Raw genomic sequence first — 21,041 nt, 5'->3', positions numbered from 1 at the left:
AGCACAACCTTAGACATAATGATCAACAGTCCACCTCTTTATGATTTCGGTGCATTTGCATCGAGAGCCATAAATGCTTCCTTGGCGTTCTGTAGGGGAGGCAATTGGCCTAAAGAGGCTAGACCAAAAGCATTCAGAAATTGAGGCGTTGTAATTAGCAACGCAGGTCTTCCGGGTAAATCTCTAAAACCGGCTTCTTTAATCCAGTTCCAGTCAAATAGCGTTCTGAGAATCTGACTATTATTAGATACACCACGAATTTGTTCAATATCAGCACGCGTGACTGGTTGATGATACGCAATGACAGCCAACGTTTCTAGTAAAGATGGCGACAGTTTAGTTGGTCGCTCTGGCCAAATCTGCGCAATAATATTGCGATATTTGGATCTTACCTGAAAACGAAAGCCTTGCGCAGTTTCTATCAACTCAATTGAGCGGCCATGTTGTAAGAGGGCAAGTTGTTGTAAAAGCTGACGAAGCTGTTGTTTGTTATATTGATTATTAAAAGCTTCTTTTAAACGAGCAATCGAAACAGGTGCTTCACTGGCAAAAATAATCGCTTCAAGTTGCAATAAAACTTCGTGATGAATGTCAGCTAATGACAAATCGGTATTATTTTGTTCAAAACTCATGCCGCAGTCCCTTGAATAGCCAATGGAGCTTCAACACCTGTCGCAATAATTTTAATCTTTTGTTGTCGGGTTAACTCTAACACAGCCATAAAAGTTACAACCATGCCCATACGGCCTTGTTGGGGATTCAGTAATTCTTTAAAACTTAACACATCGCCTGACTCTAATTTCTCTTCAATATAAGCAATACGTTCTTCTAGCAGTACAGGCTCTTGTGCAATTGTGTGCGTTACAGGTTCTGGACGGTTAAATACGCAAAACAAAGCATCGTGTAATGCTGAAACATCATAACCTTCATAAACAGGCGCAATATGTCCTAAGCTTACATTGGCACTAAATGTATCACGGTCAAGAACCGGCATTTGCCCTAAACGCTCAGCAGCTTGCTTAATACGTAAATAAGTCTCAAGTCGATCAATAAGATCTTGCTTAGGATCTTTTTCAATACTAATAACAGTTGGCTTAGGTAAAAGTAAGCGAGATTTCAAATCGGCCAATAAAGCCGCCATCACCATATAGTCGGCAGTCAACTCAATATTTAGGGATTTCATGCTATCCATATAAGCTAAATATTGAGTGGCAATAGGGGCGATATCGAGCTGAACTAAATCAAAACCGTTTTTCTGAATCAGATAAATTAAAAAGTCGAGTGGTCCTTCAAACTGTTCGAGTAAAATCTCAAAGGCAGCCGGAGGAATATAAAGATCTTCAGGAATCGTGTCGTGCCACTCATCTAAAACACGGATGTGTGGAACGTCTTCCATGGATTGATGAAGTGATTGGTTCATTACGATTATAAGCCACGCGAATTTTCAAAAGCATGAGACTTGTTTTCAAGTCAATAAGAGCTGTAGCAGAAGAACAGCAGATAGTGCAAAACATTCTAAAGGAATTGTGACTTTTAATAAATTGCTTAACGACTAAAGTGTAAAAAAAATCCAAACTAAATAAAGAGTATTTTTTTTCTTGATAATACTTTTTTTTTAACTGTTGGTAAAAAGGAGAATAAGTGCTTATTCGAAAGCACTTACGTTTCCTGCACCATGACGGATAACTTCTGGATGTTCACCCGATAAATCAACAATACTGGTGGTTGTCAAAGTTCCGAACCCACCATCAATAAATACATCAATCCGTTTAGCTAACTGATTTTCAATATCGTAAGGATCATCAAGAGGGTCTTCGTGTCCTGGTAAAATTAGTGTACTTGTCAGTAAAGGTTCACCAAGTTCTTTTAATAAAGCCTGACAAATTGGGTTACTTGGAATACGTAAACCAATCGTTTTCTTTTTAGGATGCATTAACCTGCGTGGAACTTCACTGGTTGCGGGTAAAATAAAAGTCGTAACAGCAGGTGTATTTGCCTTTAATAATCTATAAGTCGCATTATCAACTTTTGCATAAGTTGCGATATCTGATAAATCACAGCACATAATTGCATATTGATGCTTAGGACCTAAATCACGAATCTGAGCAATACGTTCCATCGCATTTTTATTACCAATCTGGCATCCGATTGCATAAGCAGCATCGGTAGGGTAGACCACAACATCGCCTGCACGAATACGCTCAACCGCTTGGTCAATGAGGCGTTGCTGTGGATTTTCAGGATGTACATGTAAATGCAGCATATTTTAGAGACTCCATCACGCCAGTATTAAAAATAGTATTAGACTTTTCAAACTTGGGAAGCAAGTAACTTACGTAGTTTTTTTGTCATTTAATCAAGGAGTTCACGTTTAAATTCACTAGATTGTAACGCTGCACCTGCTCGCGTACATTGGCAAATACATTCAATGAATCGCGCTGCATCAACAGGTAATCTAGCTTCTCCAGAAAAATAGCGTTGTACTTGTGTATAAACATTATCTTTAAACTTTTTGCCATCTCCGCCATCACCTGTCAGGTTGTCGAGCGAGACTCTAAATTTTCTGCCAAAAGAATGGGAAAATAACCATTCAATCGCTTGCGGCTTAATTTCCACCTGTTCAAATAAATCTTGCTGTTCTTTAGTTCGACCATCTGGGGCGTACCAATACCCTAAATCAGGCAACAGACGTCTTTTTGCACCTGCAATTGTCCAATGGCTAATTTCATGCAAAGCACTATTGAAAAAACCATGGGCAAATTGAATTTTGGCTGGCTCATGTTCGTTTGCTGGGAAATATTCTGGTTCAAATTCTCCACGAACTAATGTCACATTATGGTGGGAAAACCAGTGATTAAAGTGTAAAATAAGCCAATCAACTTGCTCAGACTCTAATTTTGAGCTTGGCCATGGTGAGAGTTGCACCATGTCAGGTAAAAGAGTGTTTTGGTGAGTTGAATGGGTGCAAACGAGTAATGAAGTGTTAACTTCAGGTTGCGGCTGCAACAGGTGCATTGCTTAATTTACCCCGAGTTCTGTCTAAAGAAGTACAAAATTGTATCTTAATCTTTGACAGAGTACCGATGAATTTGTAGAATTGCCGCCTTAATTATGTCAGCAAATACCTTTCCGGCACAGATTGAGCCGTTTAAATGGGCTGAGCAAGGCTTTACATGGTCAGGTCAACTGCCATTGTCTCGTCTTACTCGTATTGCTCGTGAAGCTGTTGGATCAATTGATAACCAATTGATCAACATAGACTGTAAGCTATCAATGGATGCCTATCATCGCATTGTGTGGTTAGATGGTCATATGGAAACAAAAGTTCCAATGGAGTGCCAACGTTGTTTGGAACCTGTTGAAATGCCAATTGTTTCTGACTTTCATATTGCACTTGTAGATGATGAGTCACTGATAGAGCGCTTGGATGAGGATGCTGATTTCATCGTTTTAGGTGAAAGTGAGTCTTCGACAAAAGGTGATTTTGATACACCTGCTTCGATCAACTTGCTCGCATTACTAGAAGATGAACTGTTATTGTTGATGCCTTTATCTCCCAAGCATGATGCTTGTGAACATAAACATCAACCTACCATTCAGAACGTTGTCGAAGAGAAACGGGATAACCCGTTTGATGTTTTGGCAGGTTTGAAGGGTAAACTTAACTCATAATTTGTGTTATGATTATGAGATAAGACAACTGAATTTGTTCTGATCCATTTTTTCGATCTTTGTAAGGAGCCATCATGGCCGTTCAGCAAAACCGTAAAAGTCGCTCTCGCCGTGACATGCGCCGTTCACATGACGCTTTAACCGAGAATGCATTAACAGTAGACCAAGCAACTGGTGAAACTCATCGTCGTCACCACGTGACTAAAGACGGTTTCTACCGTGGTCGCCAATTATTCGCTAAAGCAGCTGATGCTGAATAATTGCATGATATGCATTAAGCGTGATGCTTAAGTATAGAAAAAATGGGAGCGAAAGCTCCCTTTTTTTGTTGTTTTTCGCAATTATAAATATACAAATTAAATGTTAAATTTCCGCTCCAGAGAAATGAGTGAAAACCCAAAAAGGATTTCTTATGTCTGCTAAACGTCTTGAACAAGTAGCTTTAGCCACAAAAACTGCATTTGTGTTTCCGGGTCAAGGTTCACAAAAAGTTGGTATGCTCGCTGAACTCGCAGAACAGTTTAGTGGAGTTGGGCAAACTTTTGCTGAAGCTTCAGACGCGCTAGGATTTGATCTTTGGCACATTGCGCAAAGTGGTGAAGGTTTAGACCAAACACAAAACACCCAACCTGTATTATTAACTGCTAGCATCGCTTTATGGCGTCTTTGGTTAGATTTGGGTGGTTTAGCGCCTAAATACCTTGCTGGTCACTCTTTAGGTGAATACAGCGCTTTAGTTGCAGCGGGTTCAATGAGTTTGGCAGATGCAGTTAAATTAGTTAATTTGCGTGGAAAACTCATGCAAAGTGCTGTTCCTCAAGGGGAAGGTGCGATGGCTGCAATTCTTGGTTTGGCCGATGATAAAGTAGTTGAACTATGCCAGAGTGTAACTGCATCAGGTCAAGGTTCAGTTGAAGCTGCAAATTATAATTCACAAGGTCAGGTTGTAATTGCGGGCAGTACTGCATCTGTCCAGCAAGTGATGGCATTAGCAAAAGAACAATCTGCTAAAGCAATTGCTTTACCAGTTTCTGTACCTTCGCATTGTTCATTGATGAAGCCTGCTGCAGAAAAATTTGCAGAAGCTTTGGAACAAACTGCCATTGAGCTACCTACCATTCCTGTAATACAAAATGTCAACGCGGGAATTGCTACCGATGTTGCTCAATTACGTCAGGCATTAACAGCACAATTGTACGAGTCTGTGCAATGGACACGTACCATGCAGTCTCTTCAAGACCAAGGTATTCAGTACATTGTTGAATGTGGTCCTGGTACAGTATTGAGTAATCTCGCAAAGCGTTTACCAAATATCGAAAAAGCTTTTTCTATTGATAGTAAGAGCAAAATGGAAGATGCCCTAAATGCTGTTTTAGTGGCAGAAGGAAAAATTGCATGACACAAGAACGCAAAGTTGCATTAGTAACGGGCGCGAGTCGGGGCATTGGCGCTGCAATTGCCCAGCAACTTATTCAAGACGGTTATTTTGTCGTAGGTACTGCGACTTCTGAATCTGGTGCACAAAAGCTAACAGATAGCTTTGGTGAACAAGGTGCAGGTTTGGCGCTAGACGTGCGTAATCTCGATGAGATTGAAGCAGTCGTGTCTCATATTGAACAGAATTATGGTCCTGTACTTGTTCTGGTTAACAATGCAGGTATTACGAAAGACAATTTGTTGCTTCGTATGTCTGAAGATGATTGGGATGACATTCTCAATATCCACCTTAAAGCCGTTTATCGTTTATCTAAACGCGTACTTAAGGGCATGACGAAAGCACGTTTTGGTCGAATTATTAATATCAGTTCTGTTGTTGCTCATTTTGCAAACCCAGGCCAAGCAAACTACTCTGCTGCTAAAGCAGGTATTGAAGCATTCAGCCGTAGCCTTGCAAAAGAGATGGGTAGCCGCCAAATCACTGTAAACAGTGTGGCACCAGGTTTTATTGCAACAGAAATGACAGATGCACTTAGTGAAGACATTCGCAAAAAAATGAGTGATCAAGTGGCTTTAAATCGTTTAGGCGAGCCACAAGATATCGCAAATGCGGTGAGTTTCCTTGCAAGTGATAAAGCAGGTTACATTACCGGTACGGTATTACATGTAAATGGTGGTTTATACATGGCCTAACGCCGATGTATAAACTTTTAAAAATTTTTATATTCAATTAAACTAGTGGCAAATCAAACGCCACAAGCAATGAGGAGAATTCCTGTGAGCGATATCGAACAACGCGTTAAACAAGCAGTTGCAGAACAACTTGGTCTTAAAGCTGAAGAGATTAAAAACGAAGCATCTTTCATGGATGACTTGGGTGCTGACTCTTTAGATTTAGTTGAACTTGTTATGTCTTTCGAAAATGACTTCGACATCACTATCCCTGATGAAGATTCTAACGAAATCACTACAGTTCAATCTGCAATTGACTATGTAACTAAAAAACTTGGTTAATTCGCATATTGCTGATTAAAAAGAAGGCCACCGTAAGGTGGCTTTTTTTATTTAATCAAAATCATTGATAGGGATACATATTTTTACAAGATCAACCTCAATTGATAGCAGAGGTGTCTCTTTTTTCAAGTATAACAATAAAGGTCAGTTTAATGACTTTACTATAAACAATAATATGAGGACTAAAAGATGGGTCTTTTTGATTTTGTAAAAGGTATTGGTAAGAAAAATACCGCACCAGCAGAACCACAACCAGCTCCAGCAACACCAGCAGAACCTTCTGCACAAGAAGTGGCAAATAAATTATTAGGATTAATTAAAAGTTTAGGCTTAGGGGTGGAAGGTCTATCTGTAACATATAATGGTTCAACTGATACTGCGACGCTTCATGGTCAAGTACAAAGCCAAGCAGACAAAGAAAAAATTATTCTTATTGTTGGTAACGTAGACCACGTTGCGCAAGTAGATGATCAAATGACGGTTGCTACTCCTGAGCCAGAAAGTAAATTTTATACGATAAAATCAGGTGATAATCTTTCAAAAATTGCGAAAGAATTTTATGGTGATGCCAACCAATATCAAAAAATCTTTGAAGCAAACAAACCAATGCTAAAAGATCCAGATGAGATTTTCCCTGGACAAGTTTTACGTATTCCTCAGTAATTGGAATAAATAAAAAGGCGCTTAAAGCGCCTTTTTATTTGGTTGTTAAAATCGTTTTGGAATCTTTTGTCCATTAGGTACAGGCGTTTCAGCATTTTTTAAAACACCAAATAGCCATGTTTCTGCATGTTGAACTGCAATTTTTAAAGAATCACCCAAAGCTAAACGACCTGCAATAAAGCTTGCTAATGAACAACCTGAGCCGTGATATTCACCTTCAAGGCGAGGGCAACTACTACTCGCTGCAAGTTCACCATCAATATATAAACTATTTTTAATGAAGTCAGGGGTATCTTCATGACCGCCTTTAACTAATACAGCTTTAGCGCCCATTTGAAATAGCTTTTCTGTCGCTTGTTCTAAGTCATCAATACCTGTTAGTGCTCGTAATTCGACTGTATTTGGCGTAATAAGCGTCGCTAGTGGGATAAGCTCAACAAATGCTTTAACTAAAGTTGCTTGGTCTCCTAAAGAACCACCACTGTTTGCAACTAAAACAGGGTCAAGTACATATTGAGAGTCAGGATGAACACGTAAAAATTCAGCAAGTGCAGCAATATTATCTGTGGTGCCAAGCATACCTGACTTAACACATTTAATGGGTAAGTCATCTACCACGGCATTTGCTTGAGCTAGTAATAGTTCTTTTGAGGTTGCTTCAAAGCCAAATACTTGTTGTGAGTTTTGAATGGTGAGGGCAGTACATGCAATTGCTGCATGGGCACCACTTTGTCCAATTGCTTCGATATCGGCTTGTAAACCTGCACCACCTGAAGGGTCTAAACCCGAGAAACAAAGTACGGTTGGACGCACGGTTATTTCCTTTTCAATTTAAATTTACGTTAGTATAAGAGAGTTTGATTAAACTCTCGACCAATTGAACTAAATACTTTACTGGGTTAATGATTGAATGGCTATAAAACATATTTTGATTGATTTGGATGGAACCTTAACAGACCCTAAAGTTGGTATCCATACTTCAATTCGCTATGCAATGGAAAAACTAGGCTATCCATTGGCTGCCGATTTAAATATTGATTGGACCATTGGCCCGCCTTTAAAACCATCACTTGCAAAATTATTGGCTACTCAAGATGATGATTTAGCTGAACAAGCTTTATTGGCTTATCGTGAGCGTTTCTCGGTCATTGGTTTGTTTGAAAATGAAGTATATCCATCTGTAGTACAGACACTTAAAGCGTTAAAAGAGGAGGGGTATCGTTTATTTGTTGCCACTGCTAAACCAACGATTTATGCGAAAAGAATTTTAGATCATTTTGAATTAAGCCAATATTTTGTACATATTTATGGCAGTGAATTGACAGGTGAGCGCACCAATAAAGCTGAACTCATTCATTATATTCTTGAGCATGAGCAATTAAACCCAGAAGAATGCTTAATGGTGGGTGATCGCCAATATGATATTTTAGGTGCTCGTCACAATGGTATTGAGGCGGTAGCTGTGACTTATGGCTATGGAACAGCAGAGGAACTTGCTCAAGCACAGCCAAAAGCGATGATTAATCAGTTCTCTGAACTTTTGGACTATGTTGAAGAACTGGCAGCACAAAAGAAAGTTTCTTAAATATAAATAAGTTTTAATTTATAGGTTTGGCTTTGATCTAAAGCCAAACCTTTTTTATTTAAATACCGTGTTGTTGACTGTATTGAACAAGTTCTTCAATCGTAATCACGGTTAAGTGATGAGTTTGTGCATATGCTAAAACTTGAATGCCTGATGCCATCGTGCCATCTGGATTAGTCAATTCACATAACACACCAGCGGGTTTGAGACCAGCTAATCTGGCTAGATCAATAGTCCCCTCAGTATGACCACGTCGAGTAAGTACGCCACCATTACGTGCACGTAATGGGAAAACGTGACCAGGACGATTTAAGTCACTTGCAACAGCACCATCTTTAATAGCAGTTTTAATCGTTGTTACACGGTCTTTAGCAGAAACACCAGTTGTAACGCCTTGAGCAGCTTCAATGGTCACTGTAAATGCAGTATGAAACTGACTTGAGTTTTGAGAAACCATTGGAGGGAGTTCAAGATGGTCGGCTAATTCTTCTGTCAGACATAAACATACAATACCTGAGCCATCACGAATCATACGTGCCATGGTCTCAACAGTTAGAGTTTCAGCTGCAACAATTAAATCTGCTTCATTTTCACGGTCAAAGTCATCCATAACCAAGACAGGTTTGCCTTGACGGATATCTTCTAATGCTTGTTGAATGCGTTGTTCAGCAGGAGAGAGGGCTGAGAAAAAAATTTCTGGTTGAATTAAGCTAGACATAATGAAACGCTCTCGTAAAAATACGGTTGAACATTTCAGGACTGATGTAAAAACAGGCTGGCACTGAAATAAAACGGATTTATCCCAGTTCGTCGTCTTCTTTCATCCGGACTATACCGTCGGCTTTGGAGTTTCACCAAATCTGCTCAAATTACACAATTTAAGCTCGTGGGCTTGTTAATTTATATATGAAAATTAACTTTACCACCGGTGGGGAATTACACCCCGCCCTGAAGCGATGGGTTTTATTATAGCGCGCTTGGCGAAATTGGCTAGATGCTTTTGTAGAATGCTAAGTCTCATTATGAATAAGTATTTTTAGAAATCGAAATAGGTTTTTTAACAAGAGCTTACTTGTTGGTTTTAAAAGTGAATGCTATGTTTTTTATAGAAAATTATAAATAAAACAGGTTTTTCATGCAGATTAGAGATTATTATCCCTTTAGGAATACTTTATTTATTCAGCATCTCCATATTTTTAGTTATCTATTTATGGCGGTAAGTATTCTGTATTTGATTGCTGCTAACTGGTTGATGCTTCCTGATAGCATTCAACTCAGCATTCCACCTGTTATATTACTTGTCACCGCTTGGGTGAGCGTAACAGATACCTTAAGCGAGGGAGTTCGGCAGACCTTACATGGTATTTGTGGTTTGATGGTCGGTTTGAGTTTGGCTGTAATAGGACAAGTTTATCAAACAGGTGCAGACAGTTATTTATTGTTCTTGATTTGGACTTTGCTTTTATTACCTTGGTTATATCGACCTAATATTGGTATTTTTACTTTAGTTTGCATTACCAGCCAACTTACACTTTTTTTATTTTTTCGACAGACTTTTTGGGCAGAAAAATTTCCTTATTTATATCTATTCACTCTAAATTTATTAAGCCTTATCCAGTTTTGGATATGTATAAAGAAGTATCGTGCATTACGTTTTGTTTTTATCGCTTGGTTTGCGGTCATTTCAATCATTGGAATGATTCAATACTTATCGAATGCAAACATTCCTTATCTGATCTCGGCTTTCCTTTCAGGAATAATCGCTTTTTATTATTTCTTCCAAAAAAATGATCAATTATGTGCCAGTTTAATGGCTGCTGTTCTTGGTGTGACTGCAACCATATGGCTTGTAGATGGGATTAATCATTTATTTAAAGATTCTAATGAGTTCATTTTTCTACTGATTGCTGGCATTATTTTTATTTGGTTTGCACTTATTAGTTATTTCTTAATAAGAATTTTTCGCCAAAGCCGTTTTTATGTCATTCCTTTAGCAATTGGTGCTTGGCTTGCTGGTTTAGCACTTGCAGCATTTACACTCGTATTTTGGCAGACTATTTCTTTAATTATTGGCATCATCTTTGTTGCTATAGCTATAACTTTACTAACAAAATCTCAAAATTATTTCATTCGGCAATTTGCATATTGTTTATTTATTAGTGGCCAAACTGCTTTTTTATTCCATCTTGGATCTGAAACAAATCAAATTTTATGGGTGTTGATTGCCCAGATTTTTATTCTATGTATTAGTTATTTTCGTAAGCCTCATTGGTTCTTTATTTTAATTCAAATGCTCGCAACTTATGGAATAGCATTTTTCTATCTATTGCAACTAGACCATTCAATATGGTCAGTAAACTCTGTTCAAACTTATTTTAATTTAACTTTACTTAACTATTTCATCTTTAGCTTAGTACTGCTGATAGGGAATAAAGCAATTGTATCGTATGAGCGGAGTATCTTTTTATGCGTACTTGCTGTGATTTTGGTGAACTCATTCTTTGATAATTTTATAGGGTTAGCATTGCTTGATTCGGCTGATCAGTCATTATGGTTTTTCTATGTCTTACCAAGTCTATGGTTATTGTGCTTTAGTTTTTTTTATCTCTATAGACAACTTCACAGTATAACTTTTTTTGCTTTTTTAATTTTTGGCATAGTACTTATTGCACTCGGCTATTTTGATGTATTCATTCTATTTGTAATTTTGACATGGGCTTTAAAAAATAAAGATCGCATTGTTTACGGTATTACGCTTCTTGTGTTCACTACTGTACTTTGGCAACTTTATTACAGTTTGCAATTAAGTTTTCTAGCTAAAAGTGCATCAATCTTGGTGTCAGGAATTATATTGTTGGCTTTATATAGGTTGCTCCTACAAGAAGCTAAGAACAATTTTGTTGAGGGAGAAAATTAATGAAAAAGTATTTCTCTCTTATTCTTGCATTCGTTACCATATTATTCTTTGCAGGATTAGTTGTAAAAAATGAATGGCACCTGCATCAGAGTAAAAGTATTTTTATTAAGCTTAAGCCAGTTGACCCTCGCTCTATTTTACAAGGCGACTACATGGCGCTGGCGTATGAATTAAATTTACAATCTCTTAAATCACCATCAGGAAGCGAAGGTGATGCTTTAGATCAAGTGATTTTTAATCATGCCAATATTCCAGCAAAAGTTATTTTAGATTCACAAAATCGAGTAATTCGTACAATTTTAGACACTAATAATTCATCTGCTGGGCAAAGCTTAATTTTAAAAAATCCTGAAAATCGTTTGCAGGCTTTGTACCCAGCTTCTAGAAGCTTCTTATTTGCCGAAGGTCTAGCTCATTGCTATGAAAAAGCAAAATACGCTGAATTTAAGGTAAATATAAAGGGTGAGGCGATTCTGTTTGATTTACGAGGAGAAGAGCTACAATCTTTAAATTGTAAGCAGCAGCAAAGTTGGTGGAAGGGTGCGGTTAAGAGTTTATAGACACTATAAAAAAGCCCGTATTACGGGCTTTCTTGTTTTTTTAATTTTTAATTAGGCAACTTGTACAGGAATGCAGTTCGCTGTGTGGTTGACTGTATTATTTGGATTTGCATAGACCAAACGTGGTTTGTGAGCATTTGCTTCAGCTTCTGTGAAGTCACCAAACGTAGCAATAATAACTAAATCACCAACATCTGCTTGGTGAGCAGCACCACCGTTTACTGAAATAATGCCAGAGTTGTCTTCACCACGGATCGCGTAAGTTGTGAAGCGCTTGCCATTAGTTACGTTCCAAACGTGGATTTCTTCGTATTCACGAATACCAGCTAAATCCATCAATACGCCATCAATTGCACAAGAACCTTCATAGTGAAGTTCAGCATGGGTTACAACTGCACGGTGAATTTTGCATTTTAATAAACGAGATAGCATGGCTAGCGTCTCCTGAGTAGACCTAAGAAGATCTTATAGTGAAATCTTTTGCCTTTGCCGTTCTGGCAAGGTGGCTGATGCGCATTTTGCTCCTAAAAAAGCAAGATAGCAAGCTTGATTGTTCAACAATTTAAGCTGGTTTATACGCATTAATTTGGTTCATAGCTTGTGATACCTGTCCTTGAACAAGTAACTTCACTTTAGAGAGAGCATGATCAATTGCTCCGTCCATTAAGCTTTGTTCACTGCTTGGCGCTTTTCCAAGTACATGCCCAGAAACTCTTTCTTTTGAACCTGGATGTCCAATACCAATTCGTAAACGATGAAAGTTTGGACCAATATGTGGGACAATATCACGTAAACCGTTATGACCACCGTGCCCACCGCCTGTTTTAAGACGAATTACACCAGGATTCATATCAAGTTCATCATGAGCAATCAGAATTGCTTCAGGAGCAATTTGATAGAATTTTGAGAAAGGAACAACACTTTGACCGGAACGGTTCATATACGTCGTTGGTAGAAGTAAGCGAACATCATGCCCCTCTATATTACCACGACCACTGATTCCGTGAAATTTTGGATCATTTTTTAATGTAATGCCATATTTATCTGCAAGCTGTTCAACGAACCAAAAACCTGCATTATGGCGGGTTTGGGCATATTCTGAACCAGGATTGCCCAAACCAACAATTAGCGAAATATTTGACACTAATTTACGCCTTTAAACACTTATGCGCGTTTGAAGTCAGCGTGCATAGGAGTGTTTTTAGATGGGTGACGTTGTAACGCTTGGATTTTAACGTTTTCAACTTTGTCGCCCACTTTGATTTCTACAACTTCTTCAAAGAAAGCATTGCTTTCTAAAGCTTTTACAAGCTCACGAAGTTCTAAAGTTACACTTACAGGCTCAGCGTTACCGCCGTAGATGATAGCTGGAACTAAAGATTCGCGACGAAGGCGGCGGCTCGCACCTTTCCCTTGTTTGTCTTCAGCACGCGCTTGAGCGTTGAATACGAAGTTTGCCATGAGATAAATCCTCATTAAAGATTAAATAAACTAAACTTGCGACCAGTTTAGTGATAGAAAACCCCAGCCAAAGTCAGGGTTAAGAAAAAGCTGCAATATTATAAACTATCGAACATCGCGCTGATAGATTCTTCGTTATTAATACGACGAATCGTTTCCGCAACCATGCTAGCAACAGAAACTTGGCGAATTTTACCTAAGTTCAATGCTTCTTCAGAAAGAGGAATTGTGTCAGTTACAACTAACTCATCAATGACTGAGTTACGTAAGTTCTCAATTGCTTTACCTGAAAGTACAGGATGAGTTGCATAAGCAACAACACGACGTGCACCAAATTGTTTAAGCGCATCAGCTGCTTTACACAATGTACCAGCAGTATCAACCATGTCATCTACAATAACGCAATCACGATTTTTCACGTCACCAATCAAGTGCATAACTTGCGACTCATTGGCTTTTTGACGACGTTTGTCGATGATTGCTAAATCGATATCACCCATCTGTTTGGCAACAGCACGAGCACGTACTACACCACCAACGTCAGGAGAAACCACCATAAGGTTATCATGCTGTTGTTGACGTAAGTCAGCAAGCAAAGCAGGAGTACCATAGATGTTGTCGACTGGAATATCGAAGAAACCTTGGATTTGGTCAGCATGTAAGTCAATCATTACGACACGATCAATACCAACAGTGGTAAGCATGTCTGCAACAACTTTAGCTGTAATCGGCACACGTGCAGAACGTGGACGACGGTCTTGGCGAGCATAACCAAAATAAGGGATAACAGCGGTAATACGACCAGCACTTGCACGACGCAAAGCATCTGCCATAACCAAGATTTCCATAAGGTTATCATTGGTAGGGGCACAAGTAGGCTGAACGATAAATACGTCTTTACCACGAACATTTTCAGTAATTTCTACTGAAATTTCTCCATCAGAAAAGTGACCGACTGATGCAGCACCTAGAGGGATATGTAAGTGACTTACGACTTTTTGAGCGAACTGTGGATGAGCATTTCCACTAAAAACGACAAGATTGGGCATGAAGCACCCTTGGCGGTTGGTATGTAATGAAGTAGATGGCAGGGGCGGCTGGATTCGAACCAACGGATGCCGAGATCAAAACCCGGTGCCTTACCACTTGGCGACGCCCCTAATGCGGCAGAACTTTAATATTTTTGCAATGCAATGTCAAGGATAATCAACAAAAAGCAAGGCAATTAAGTCTGTCTTTAAAATAAGAAGAATGGCAGGGGCGGCTGGATTCGAACCAACGGATGCCGAGATCAAAACCCGGTGCCTTACCACTTGGCGACGCCCCTAACTTGTAACTTTAAAATGATTAAGAGGAGATTCTTTTAAACTATTTACCACATAAGCTTTACATGGTGAATGCTTAAGAATGTCATCAATATTCATTTCATTTGTTACTTCAGTAAAAACACAAGCACCTGTACCTGTAAGCTTTGCTTGACCAAACTGATCAAGATATTGCATTGCTTCTTCAACTTCAGGGTATAACTTTCTAGCCAAAGGCTCAAAGTTATTTCCAAAATTAGAAGGTTCTAACTGATAGGCGCAAAATTTAGTGGTCTTAGAGTCTCTTGTCAATGTTTTTTGTGAAAAAAGCAATTGAGTGCTGATAAAACAATCAGGTTTTAAAATAATGAACTGTTTTTGATCTAAGTCTATGAATGATAGATGTTCACCTATGCCTTCAGCCCATGCATTTTTACCATAAATAAAAATAGGAACATCAGCACCGAGCTTTACGCCATAGTCAGCAAGTTCATCCTGACTTAGTCCACATTGCCATAATTGATTTAAAACAATGAGGGTCGTAGCTGCATTAGAGGAACCTCCACCTAAACCTGCGCCCATTGGAATATTCTTCTCAATTTTGATGTGCAGACCAGAGAGTTTTTTTGCATGCGGTTTAAGTATTTGAGCAGCTTTATAAATCAGATTTTGTTCAAGTTGAACTTCTCCTAAACCTTCAATCTGAATTTCATCTTTATCAATAAGAGAAAAAGTCATCCAGTCATATAAATCAATGAGTTGGAAAATGGTTTGCAGTTCATGATAACCATTTTCACGACGTCCTGTAATATGTAAAAACAGGTTGAGCTTAGCTGGAGAAGGAACTCGAATCATAGATTTAAATAATTAGATTTAACGGTTTTGGATGACCATTGTAATACGGTTTTCTTTATCTTCAGCAAGTGCCTGCTTCAAAACCAGTTTATTTGGCAAAGTTTGTTCGCCATCATAACTAAAATTGACTGTCCAGCCATCTTCGATGAGTTGGCTCACACGATTTGCATTATCTTTGCTAATTTGGGCATTTAAAGTTGCTGGCTTTGCTAAAATCCAACTGGTTAAATGGGTAATTGGTGCTTGCCAACCAGTAGCACGTTCTAAAAGTTCTTCAGGTGATGCGGCTGTAATCAAGCCAGTTTTAGCACTGTTTAAAGTAACCTCACCCGGTTTTCCCTGAATTTGTGTCTTTCCGACACCTAAAATACCGCTTAATTCGATATCAAAATTATCTTGCTGCTGAACCCATGTGAAGAATGCACTACCACTTTGCTGTGGGGTACGCACCCCAATTTTACCTTGTAAGTTGAAATGTTTTTCATCTTGCACTTGGTGGGAAATTGCGGGTTTGGGCTGAGTAAAATGCTGACAACCAGTTAAAAATAATACACTTGATCCACAGATCGCTGTGCACAGTTGGGCAAATTTGCTCATATATTTAACTCTTTTTTGCTGATGTAGGTAAAATTAACGCATCAAGCTGGTGTAATTGTGGATCATTCGCGTGCTTTTGTTTCAGTTGTTGTAACACAGCACTAAATTCAGTTAATGATCCTTGCATATACAGTGCCTTAGCGTAACGAATCCCAATATTTATGTTATGACTAAGCTCGTAAGCTTTGCCTAAAGCTTCCGCTGCGCCCTCATAATCATTTTGTAAAAATGCGATATAGCCCAGTGTATCCAAAATCGAGGCTTGTTCTGGTGCATATTCCAATGCTTGTTCAGCATATTGTCGTGCTTCTTTTAATCTACGGTTTTGCAAAGCCAGCGTATACGCATAGGCATTCAGATAGGTCGGACTATTTGGTTCTAATTGCAATAATTGCTTAAGTGTTTTATCAAGTTTATCGCGGTCGGTATAAGGGTCTAATAATAAAACTTCTGCATAGATGAGTTCAGGATCATCCGGTAAGTTTTTGATTGCTTCATCTAATAAATTTAATGCAGCTTTTTTATTGCCCATTTTCTTTAAAATTTCGGCTTGTGCCTGATAGAGAAAGCTTGCATGCTGTGGATAATTAACTCGTTCTTGAGTTAAAAACCGTAATGCATCATGTAAATTTTCTTGTTTATCATAGATCGCAATTAGATTTCGTCTTGAAACAATGTAAAGGCTACCATCAACTAAACGGTAATAAGCTTTGGCAGTTTCATAGTGCTGTTTTCGCTCAGCATTAATAGCTAAGTAGTAATATGCTTCGTTTTGATATTTTGCAGAGTTGCGTAAATCAACTAAATATTGTTCAGCTTTATCATATTGCTTGAGGTCAATACTGGTTAGACCTGCAATAAATAATGCTTCTTCAGCCCGAGGATTACTCTCAATAATTTTTTCTAATTTTTCAAGAGCAAGTTGAGGCTGATTAATCTGAATGAGATAACGGACCTCAGCTAAGCGAATATCTAGATTTTTCTTATATTTACGGCTTGATTTTGAATACCATTTTAAAGCACCTTCTTGATCATTTAGAGCAATCAATAGGTTCGCTTTCATCAAGATAAAGCTGGTTACTTTTGGACGACGGCGTAGCGCACGGTTAATGGTATTTAGAGCAGGTTCTAATTGACCATTTTGTGCTTCTAGATTAGCAATAAGCGCTAAAATAGAAGGATTTTCCTTTTCTGCACTTGAACGTAAAGCCGTTAATAAAACATCTCGGTCTTGTGCATTTTCGGGTGCAATACTCGCCAGAATTTGTTCAAGATCGGCAGTTGGATCAATTTTTAAAATCTTATCTAAAGTTTCGGCAGCAAGCTGGTATTCATGTGTTTTTAATGCAATATGCGATAAATAAAATAAAGCAGGAACATCTTTGGGTTCTTGAACCACCCAATGTGTTGCAACATTTAATGCGGCTTGTAGATCGTTATATTCAAGAGCGACATCTAGTGCACGCTGTTTAATTGTTGTTGAGTTGCTTCTAATCGCAAGCACAGTGTAGTTGTGTAGTGCTGTAGGAATATCGTCGTAAGCTAAAGCAAACTCTGCGACCATACTCTGTTGTAGAGCCTGATCAAATGAATGCACTGCATAGGTCTCTTGCAACGGACGTGCATAGACATATGAGGACATGCTACCTAACAATAAGAATGTGGTAGAATACTGTCTTATCGAAGCACCGTTAAAATTAATACGGCTATTCATTTGACGCAATTTTTATTGATCCAAAGTAATGCTTTTTATGACACCGATGTTGCACAATAGCATAAATTTAGCGAAATGATGATCTGATATGTCTTTCTTTGCATTGGGTGTCAACCATCAAACAGCTTCTGTAGAACTCCGCGAGCAAATTGCTTTCAATGCAGAGAGATTAAGTACTTTGCTTGCCGAGCAACGTTATCATGAGTCTTTAAAAGACTTAGTGGTTGTCTCGACCTGTAACCGTACAGAAGTCTACGCCATGGCGGAAGATGCCGAAAGCCTTCTGAAATGGTTAGCCGACGCCAATAATATTGATGTAAAGCATTTAATTCATCATGTTTATCGTTACGAAAATGCTCAAGCCATCACACATTTAATGCGTGTCGCAAGTGGTTTAGATTCACTCATGTTGGGTGAGCCACAAATTTTAGGGCAGGTGAAAAGTGCTCTAGCATTGTCTAAAGAAGCGCAGACGGTCTCTCCTGAATTAAATAGCGTGTTTGAATATGCTTTCTACGCAGCTAAACGTGTTCGGTCAGAAACGGCTGTAGGTAGTCATGCAGTTTCAATGGGTTATGCTGTTGCACAATTAGCTTTACAAGTCTTTAGTAAACCTGAAAAGCTCACAGTAATGGTGGTTGCGGCAGGCGAAATGAATAGTCTGGTGGCTAAGCACTTAGCAGAAATGGGTGTTGCCAAGATTATTATTTGTAATCGCAGTCGTGAACGTGCTGACCAGTTAGCACAAGAAATTACACATCAAGTTGAAGTTGAGATTATTGATTTTTCAGCTTTATCAGAAAATCTATATCGTGCTGATGTTGTTTCAAGTTGTACAGGCAGTTTGCATCAAGTGATTGCTTATGCGGATGTCAAAAGTGCATTGAAAAAACGTCGTTATCAGCAAATGTTGATGGTGGATTTAGCCGTACCGCGTGATATTGACCCTAAAGTTGAGTCACTTGATGGAGTCTATTTATACGGAGTTGATGACTTACAAAGCGTAATTGATGAAAACTTGGCTCAACGTCGTCAGGCGGCTGTTGAAGCTGAAGTCATGGTGAATCAATTAGCAACTCAATTGATTACGCATCAAAAAGTCAAAGAAGCGGGAGGTACAATCCATGCTTATCGCCAACATAGTGAGGAAATTAGTCAGCAAGAGCTTACTCATGCCTTGAATACTTTGCACAATGGTGTCAATCCAGAGCAAGTTCTCAAAGAATTTGCCCACCGTTTGACACAAAAGTTAATGCATCCAACCTCTATGTTGTTACGTGAAGCTGCTAAAGCAGAAAGTCCTGATTACTTTGAGTGGTTACAACAGCATTTACAGGATGTATTTGACCATGAGCGAAAGCCTAAAAACTAAGAGAGCAGTCTTAAGCTAATTTGTTTGGTGAGCTCATTGAGTTGTTGTCTTAAGTTTCTAGACTCAACTAATGAAATTTTAGATTTCAGTTTTTGACGTAAATATCTTTCTTGTAAACCCAATGCATATTCTTTAGCAAGTTTATCTGCTACTTCAGGTGCCTGAGTTAATGCCTGAATATTGGTTCTTTGCATAATATCTGCAACTTCATGGCAATAAGTGCTACATGCACCTAAAACATAATAAGTCGCTAGCTCTTGGTCATCAGGCAATTCATCAAATATACGGTTTAAAATGGCTAATATTTTAGCCAATAGTTCATCTTGCGGAATATAGGCACGTAATCCTTCAAAATGAATATAAAGAAAAGGGTGGTGCATCAAAATTGCGACAGCAAAGTCTTCATCTTTTGTTTGGATATTAAATGACAACGATGCATCATGACTAACTTGTGGGGTAAAGCGCTTGCCTAAACCTAATTTTTCACGAAAAGATTGAGTTAATAGATAACGGAAGGAACCTTGTTTGGGTAATAACTCGGTGAGTTCTCTTAACTCACCCATGACAAGACTCTTACCTTCAGGCGTACTGATATTATGCTGACCAGTAAGATGAGCGAAAACAAAGTCCGATAGTAACGGAGCTTGGTCTAATAGCTTTTGGAAGTTTTCGAGCCCTTCACGACGTATTAAGGAGTCTGGATCGTGGTCATTTGGCAATACAAAGAATTTAAGCTCACGACCGTCGTTGAGTAATGGTAATGCAATTTCTAAAGTTCGACGTGCTGCTTTTTGACCAGCAGCATCACCATCAAAGGCAATCGTAATTCTATTATTTTGTTTAAATAAAATATTAAGATGTTCTGTATTACTCGCCGTTCCTAAAGTTGCGACAGCACCAGTAATGCCATATTGCTGTAAAGCAATGACATCCATATATCCTTCAACCATTAACCAGTCATTAGACTTTAATTTTCTACCTTCATATAAACCATAAAGCAGTTGGTTTTTATGGAAAACTTCTGAGTCTGGTGAGTTAATGTATTTGGGTTTAATTTCGTCATTAAGCGCACGACCACCAAACCCGACTACACGGCCTTTAGAGTCTCGAATTGGAAAAATAACGCGATCACGTAAAAGGTCAAAGTCACGGCCATTATCACTTGAACGGATGAGTCCGAGTTGCTTTAGACCTTCAATATCGTAAGGAAAAGCTTTTTCTAAATGCTGCCAATCTTCAGGAGCATAACCTAAACGCCAAAACTGAATAGTCTGATCAGTTAAACCACGCTGCTTAAAGTATTTCTTCGCTTTTTGACTGGTAGGTAATTGGTGTTCGTAAAATTGAGCAACATTTTCCAAAAGGTCGTATAAATTACCTTCTTGTACAGGTTCATCAAAACTAAATGGCTGTTCGAACTGTGCAAAAGGATCATCAAAATATACTGGTTCAAGCGTATTGTACTGATCATCTATAGGTGCTTGAGTATTTGGTTCTACAACTGCTTTTTCTGGAACTGGTGGCTTGGTAACTTGGCGTGTATAAGACAGTTTTTTATTATCAGTATTGTCTTTGGGTAATTCGATACCCGCGTTACTCGATAACTCCTTCATCACATCGATAAAGTTTCGGTTATCAATATCCATTAAGAAGCGAATGGCATTACCGTTTGCTTGGCAGCCGAAGCAGTGATAGTACTGTTTATCGCGATAAACATGGAATGATGGAGTTTTCTCTTGATGAAAAGGGCAACAACCAGAATATGTTCGTCCGGTCTTTTTCAATTTCACACGTTGACCGATCAGATCGACAATATCTGTGCGATCTAGAATCTGATCAATCGTATGCTGTGGAATTGCCATAATTCAGATAACCGTGTTTAAACTAATG

Annotated in this window: 24 protein-coding genes, 2 tRNA genes and 1 riboswitch; of the genes, 10 read left to right on the top strand and 16 right to left on the bottom strand. The window is 38.6% G+C overall.

Annotated elements, in window-relative coordinates:
* Nucleotides 1–38: 38 nt before the first annotated feature.
* From scpB to MSG95_RS12755, 4 genes are all read right to left on the bottom strand, one after another.
* Complete coding sequence (gene scpB / locus MSG95_RS12770) at nucleotides 39–632, bottom strand: SMC-Scp complex subunit ScpB (RefSeq protein WP_004703403.1); 594 nt, start codon at nucleotides 630–632, stop codon at nucleotides 39–41.
* A complete protein-coding gene (locus MSG95_RS12765; protein WP_174723499.1) occupies nucleotides 629–1,420 on the bottom strand; it encodes a segregation and condensation protein A in 792 nt (263 codons plus the stop codon). Before MSG95_RS12765 ends, scpB begins: the two co-directional genes overlap by 4 nt.
* A gap of 225 nt (nucleotides 1,421–1,645) precedes the next feature.
* Complete coding sequence (locus MSG95_RS12760; RefSeq protein WP_019457039.1) at nucleotides 1,646–2,263, bottom strand: L-threonylcarbamoyladenylate synthase; 618 nt, start codon at nucleotides 2,261–2,263, stop codon at nucleotides 1,646–1,648.
* Between the two features lie 89 nt (nucleotides 2,264–2,352).
* Nucleotides 2,353–3,015 carry an elongation factor P hydroxylase gene (locus MSG95_RS12755; protein ID WP_324624688.1) on the bottom strand — a complete coding sequence of 221 codons (663 nt, stop codon included), beginning with the start codon at nucleotides 3,013–3,015 and terminating at the stop codon, nucleotides 2,353–2,355.
* A 96-nt stretch (nucleotides 3,016–3,111) separates the two neighbouring features.
* Between MSG95_RS12755 and MSG95_RS12750 the strand changes: the two genes are divergently transcribed.
* From MSG95_RS12750 to lysM, 6 genes are all read left to right on the top strand, one after another.
* Nucleotides 3,112–3,672: a YceD family protein gene (locus MSG95_RS12750; RefSeq protein WP_004703397.1), complete on the top strand. Its 561-nt coding sequence runs from the start codon at nucleotides 3,112–3,114 to the stop codon at nucleotides 3,670–3,672.
* A gap of 74 nt (nucleotides 3,673–3,746) precedes the next feature.
* Nucleotides 3,747–3,932 (top strand): 50S ribosomal protein L32, encoded by a 186-nt coding sequence (gene rpmF, locus MSG95_RS12745; protein WP_000290730.1) that lies wholly within the window; start codon nucleotides 3,747–3,749, stop codon nucleotides 3,930–3,932.
* 152 nt (nucleotides 3,933–4,084) lie between these two features.
* On the top strand, nucleotides 4,085–5,071 hold the full coding sequence (gene fabD / locus MSG95_RS12740; RefSeq protein WP_004703394.1) for an ACP S-malonyltransferase: 987 nt from the start codon (nucleotides 4,085–4,087) through the stop codon (nucleotides 5,069–5,071).
* Nucleotides 5,068–5,802 carry a 3-oxoacyl-ACP reductase FabG gene (gene fabG / locus MSG95_RS12735; protein WP_000191300.1) on the top strand — a complete coding sequence of 245 codons (735 nt, stop codon included), beginning with the start codon at nucleotides 5,068–5,070 and terminating at the stop codon, nucleotides 5,800–5,802. Before fabD ends, fabG begins: the two co-directional genes overlap by 4 nt.
* An 84-nt stretch (nucleotides 5,803–5,886) precedes the next feature.
* Nucleotides 5,887–6,123 (top strand): acyl carrier protein, encoded by a 237-nt coding sequence (gene acpP, locus MSG95_RS12730; RefSeq protein ID WP_001279871.1) that lies wholly within the window; start codon nucleotides 5,887–5,889, stop codon nucleotides 6,121–6,123.
* 189 nt (nucleotides 6,124–6,312) lie between these two features.
* Entirely contained in the window at nucleotides 6,313–6,786 is a 474-nt protein-coding gene (lysM, locus tag MSG95_RS12725) for a peptidoglycan-binding protein LysM (protein ID WP_004703391.1), read from the top strand.
* 45 nt (nucleotides 6,787–6,831) lie between these two features.
* On the opposite strand, the gene MSG95_RS12720 is transcribed toward lysM, so the two are convergent.
* Nucleotides 6,832–7,599 carry a hydroxymethylpyrimidine/phosphomethylpyrimidine kinase gene (locus MSG95_RS12720; RefSeq protein WP_324624689.1) on the bottom strand — a complete coding sequence of 256 codons (768 nt, stop codon included), beginning with the start codon at nucleotides 7,597–7,599 and terminating at the stop codon, nucleotides 6,832–6,834.
* Between the two features lie 97 nt (nucleotides 7,600–7,696).
* On the opposite strand from MSG95_RS12720, the gene MSG95_RS12715 reads away from it, so the two are divergent.
* Entirely contained in the window at nucleotides 7,697–8,371 is a 675-nt protein-coding gene (locus tag MSG95_RS12715; protein ID WP_174744353.1) for an HAD-IA family hydrolase, read from the top strand.
* A gap of 58 nt (nucleotides 8,372–8,429) precedes the next feature.
* Here the strand turns inward: MSG95_RS12715 and ribB are convergent, their stop codons facing one another.
* Nucleotides 8,430–9,089, bottom strand: a complete 660-nt coding sequence (gene ribB / locus MSG95_RS12710; protein ID WP_324624690.1) for a 3,4-dihydroxy-2-butanone-4-phosphate synthase — start codon at nucleotides 9,087–9,089, stop codon at nucleotides 8,430–8,432.
* A gap of 90 nt (nucleotides 9,090–9,179) precedes the next feature.
* Nucleotides 9,180–9,330: riboswitch (FMN riboswitch) on the bottom strand.
* A 176-nt stretch (nucleotides 9,331–9,506) separates the two neighbouring features.
* Between ribB and MSG95_RS12705 the strand changes: the two genes are divergently transcribed.
* On the top strand, nucleotides 9,507–11,288 hold the full coding sequence (locus MSG95_RS12705) for a DUF2157 domain-containing protein (protein WP_324624691.1): 1,782 nt from the start codon (nucleotides 9,507–9,509) through the stop codon (nucleotides 11,286–11,288).
* Complete coding sequence (locus tag MSG95_RS12700; protein ID WP_174741650.1) at nucleotides 11,288–11,848, top strand: GDYXXLXY domain-containing protein; 561 nt, start codon at nucleotides 11,288–11,290, stop codon at nucleotides 11,846–11,848. Before MSG95_RS12705 ends, MSG95_RS12700 begins: the two co-directional genes overlap by 1 nt.
* Before the next feature lie 51 nt (nucleotides 11,849–11,899).
* Here the strand turns inward: MSG95_RS12700 and panD are convergent, their stop codons facing one another.
* The 9 genes from panD to MSG95_RS12655 form a co-directional block, all read right to left on the bottom strand.
* Nucleotides 11,900–12,280: an aspartate 1-decarboxylase gene (gene panD / locus MSG95_RS12695; protein WP_004703382.1), complete on the bottom strand. Its 381-nt coding sequence runs from the start codon at nucleotides 12,278–12,280 to the stop codon at nucleotides 11,900–11,902.
* A 130-nt stretch (nucleotides 12,281–12,410) separates the two neighbouring features.
* Nucleotides 12,411–12,992 carry an aminoacyl-tRNA hydrolase gene (gene pth, locus MSG95_RS12690; protein ID WP_002050315.1) on the bottom strand — a complete coding sequence of 194 codons (582 nt, stop codon included), beginning with the start codon at nucleotides 12,990–12,992 and terminating at the stop codon, nucleotides 12,411–12,413.
* Between the two features lie 20 nt (nucleotides 12,993–13,012).
* Entirely contained in the window at nucleotides 13,013–13,309 is a 297-nt protein-coding gene (gene rplY, locus MSG95_RS12685; RefSeq protein WP_002050375.1) for a 50S ribosomal protein L25, read from the bottom strand.
* A 98-nt stretch (nucleotides 13,310–13,407) separates the two neighbouring features.
* Entirely contained in the window at nucleotides 13,408–14,358 is a 951-nt protein-coding gene (locus tag MSG95_RS12680; protein ID WP_004703381.1) for a ribose-phosphate pyrophosphokinase, read from the bottom strand.
* Between the two features lie 36 nt (nucleotides 14,359–14,394).
* Nucleotides 14,395–14,469 (bottom strand) — tRNA-Gln (locus MSG95_RS12675).
* A 92-nt stretch (nucleotides 14,470–14,561) separates the two neighbouring features.
* A tRNA-Gln gene (locus MSG95_RS12670) sits at nucleotides 14,562–14,636 on the bottom strand.
* A complete protein-coding gene (ispE, locus tag MSG95_RS12665; RefSeq protein ID WP_004703380.1) occupies nucleotides 14,635–15,468 on the bottom strand; it encodes a 4-(cytidine 5'-diphospho)-2-C-methyl-D-erythritol kinase in 834 nt (277 codons plus the stop codon). Before ispE ends, MSG95_RS12670 begins: the two co-directional genes overlap by 2 nt.
* Before the next feature lie 18 nt (nucleotides 15,469–15,486).
* Nucleotides 15,487–16,065, bottom strand: coding sequence for a lipoprotein insertase outer membrane protein LolB (gene lolB, locus MSG95_RS12660; RefSeq protein ID WP_086496498.1), 579 nt, complete (start codon nucleotides 16,063–16,065; stop codon nucleotides 15,487–15,489).
* A 4-nt stretch (nucleotides 16,066–16,069) separates the two neighbouring features.
* Nucleotides 16,070–17,779 carry a tetratricopeptide repeat protein gene (locus MSG95_RS12655; protein WP_324624700.1) on the bottom strand — a complete coding sequence of 570 codons (1,710 nt, stop codon included), beginning with the start codon at nucleotides 17,777–17,779 and terminating at the stop codon, nucleotides 16,070–16,072.
* An 88-nt stretch (nucleotides 17,780–17,867) separates the two neighbouring features.
* Between MSG95_RS12655 and hemA the strand changes: the two genes are divergently transcribed.
* Entirely contained in the window at nucleotides 17,868–19,151 is a 1,284-nt protein-coding gene (gene hemA, locus MSG95_RS12650) for a glutamyl-tRNA reductase (protein WP_077164615.1), read from the top strand.
* On the opposite strand, the gene MSG95_RS12645 is transcribed toward hemA, so the two are convergent.
* Complete coding sequence (locus tag MSG95_RS12645) at nucleotides 19,148–21,013, bottom strand: DNA primase (protein ID WP_324624692.1); 1,866 nt, start codon at nucleotides 21,011–21,013, stop codon at nucleotides 19,148–19,150. The genes hemA and MSG95_RS12645 overlap by 4 nt on opposite strands.
* Nucleotides 21,014–21,041: the final 28 nt, after the last annotated feature.

The sequence above is a fragment of the Acinetobacter sp. IK23 genome, from assembly GCF_035615275.1.
GTDB classification, from domain to species: domain Bacteria; phylum Pseudomonadota; class Gammaproteobacteria; order Pseudomonadales; family Moraxellaceae; genus Acinetobacter; species Acinetobacter seifertii.
This window is presented reverse-complemented; position numbering and strand designations above follow the sequence as displayed.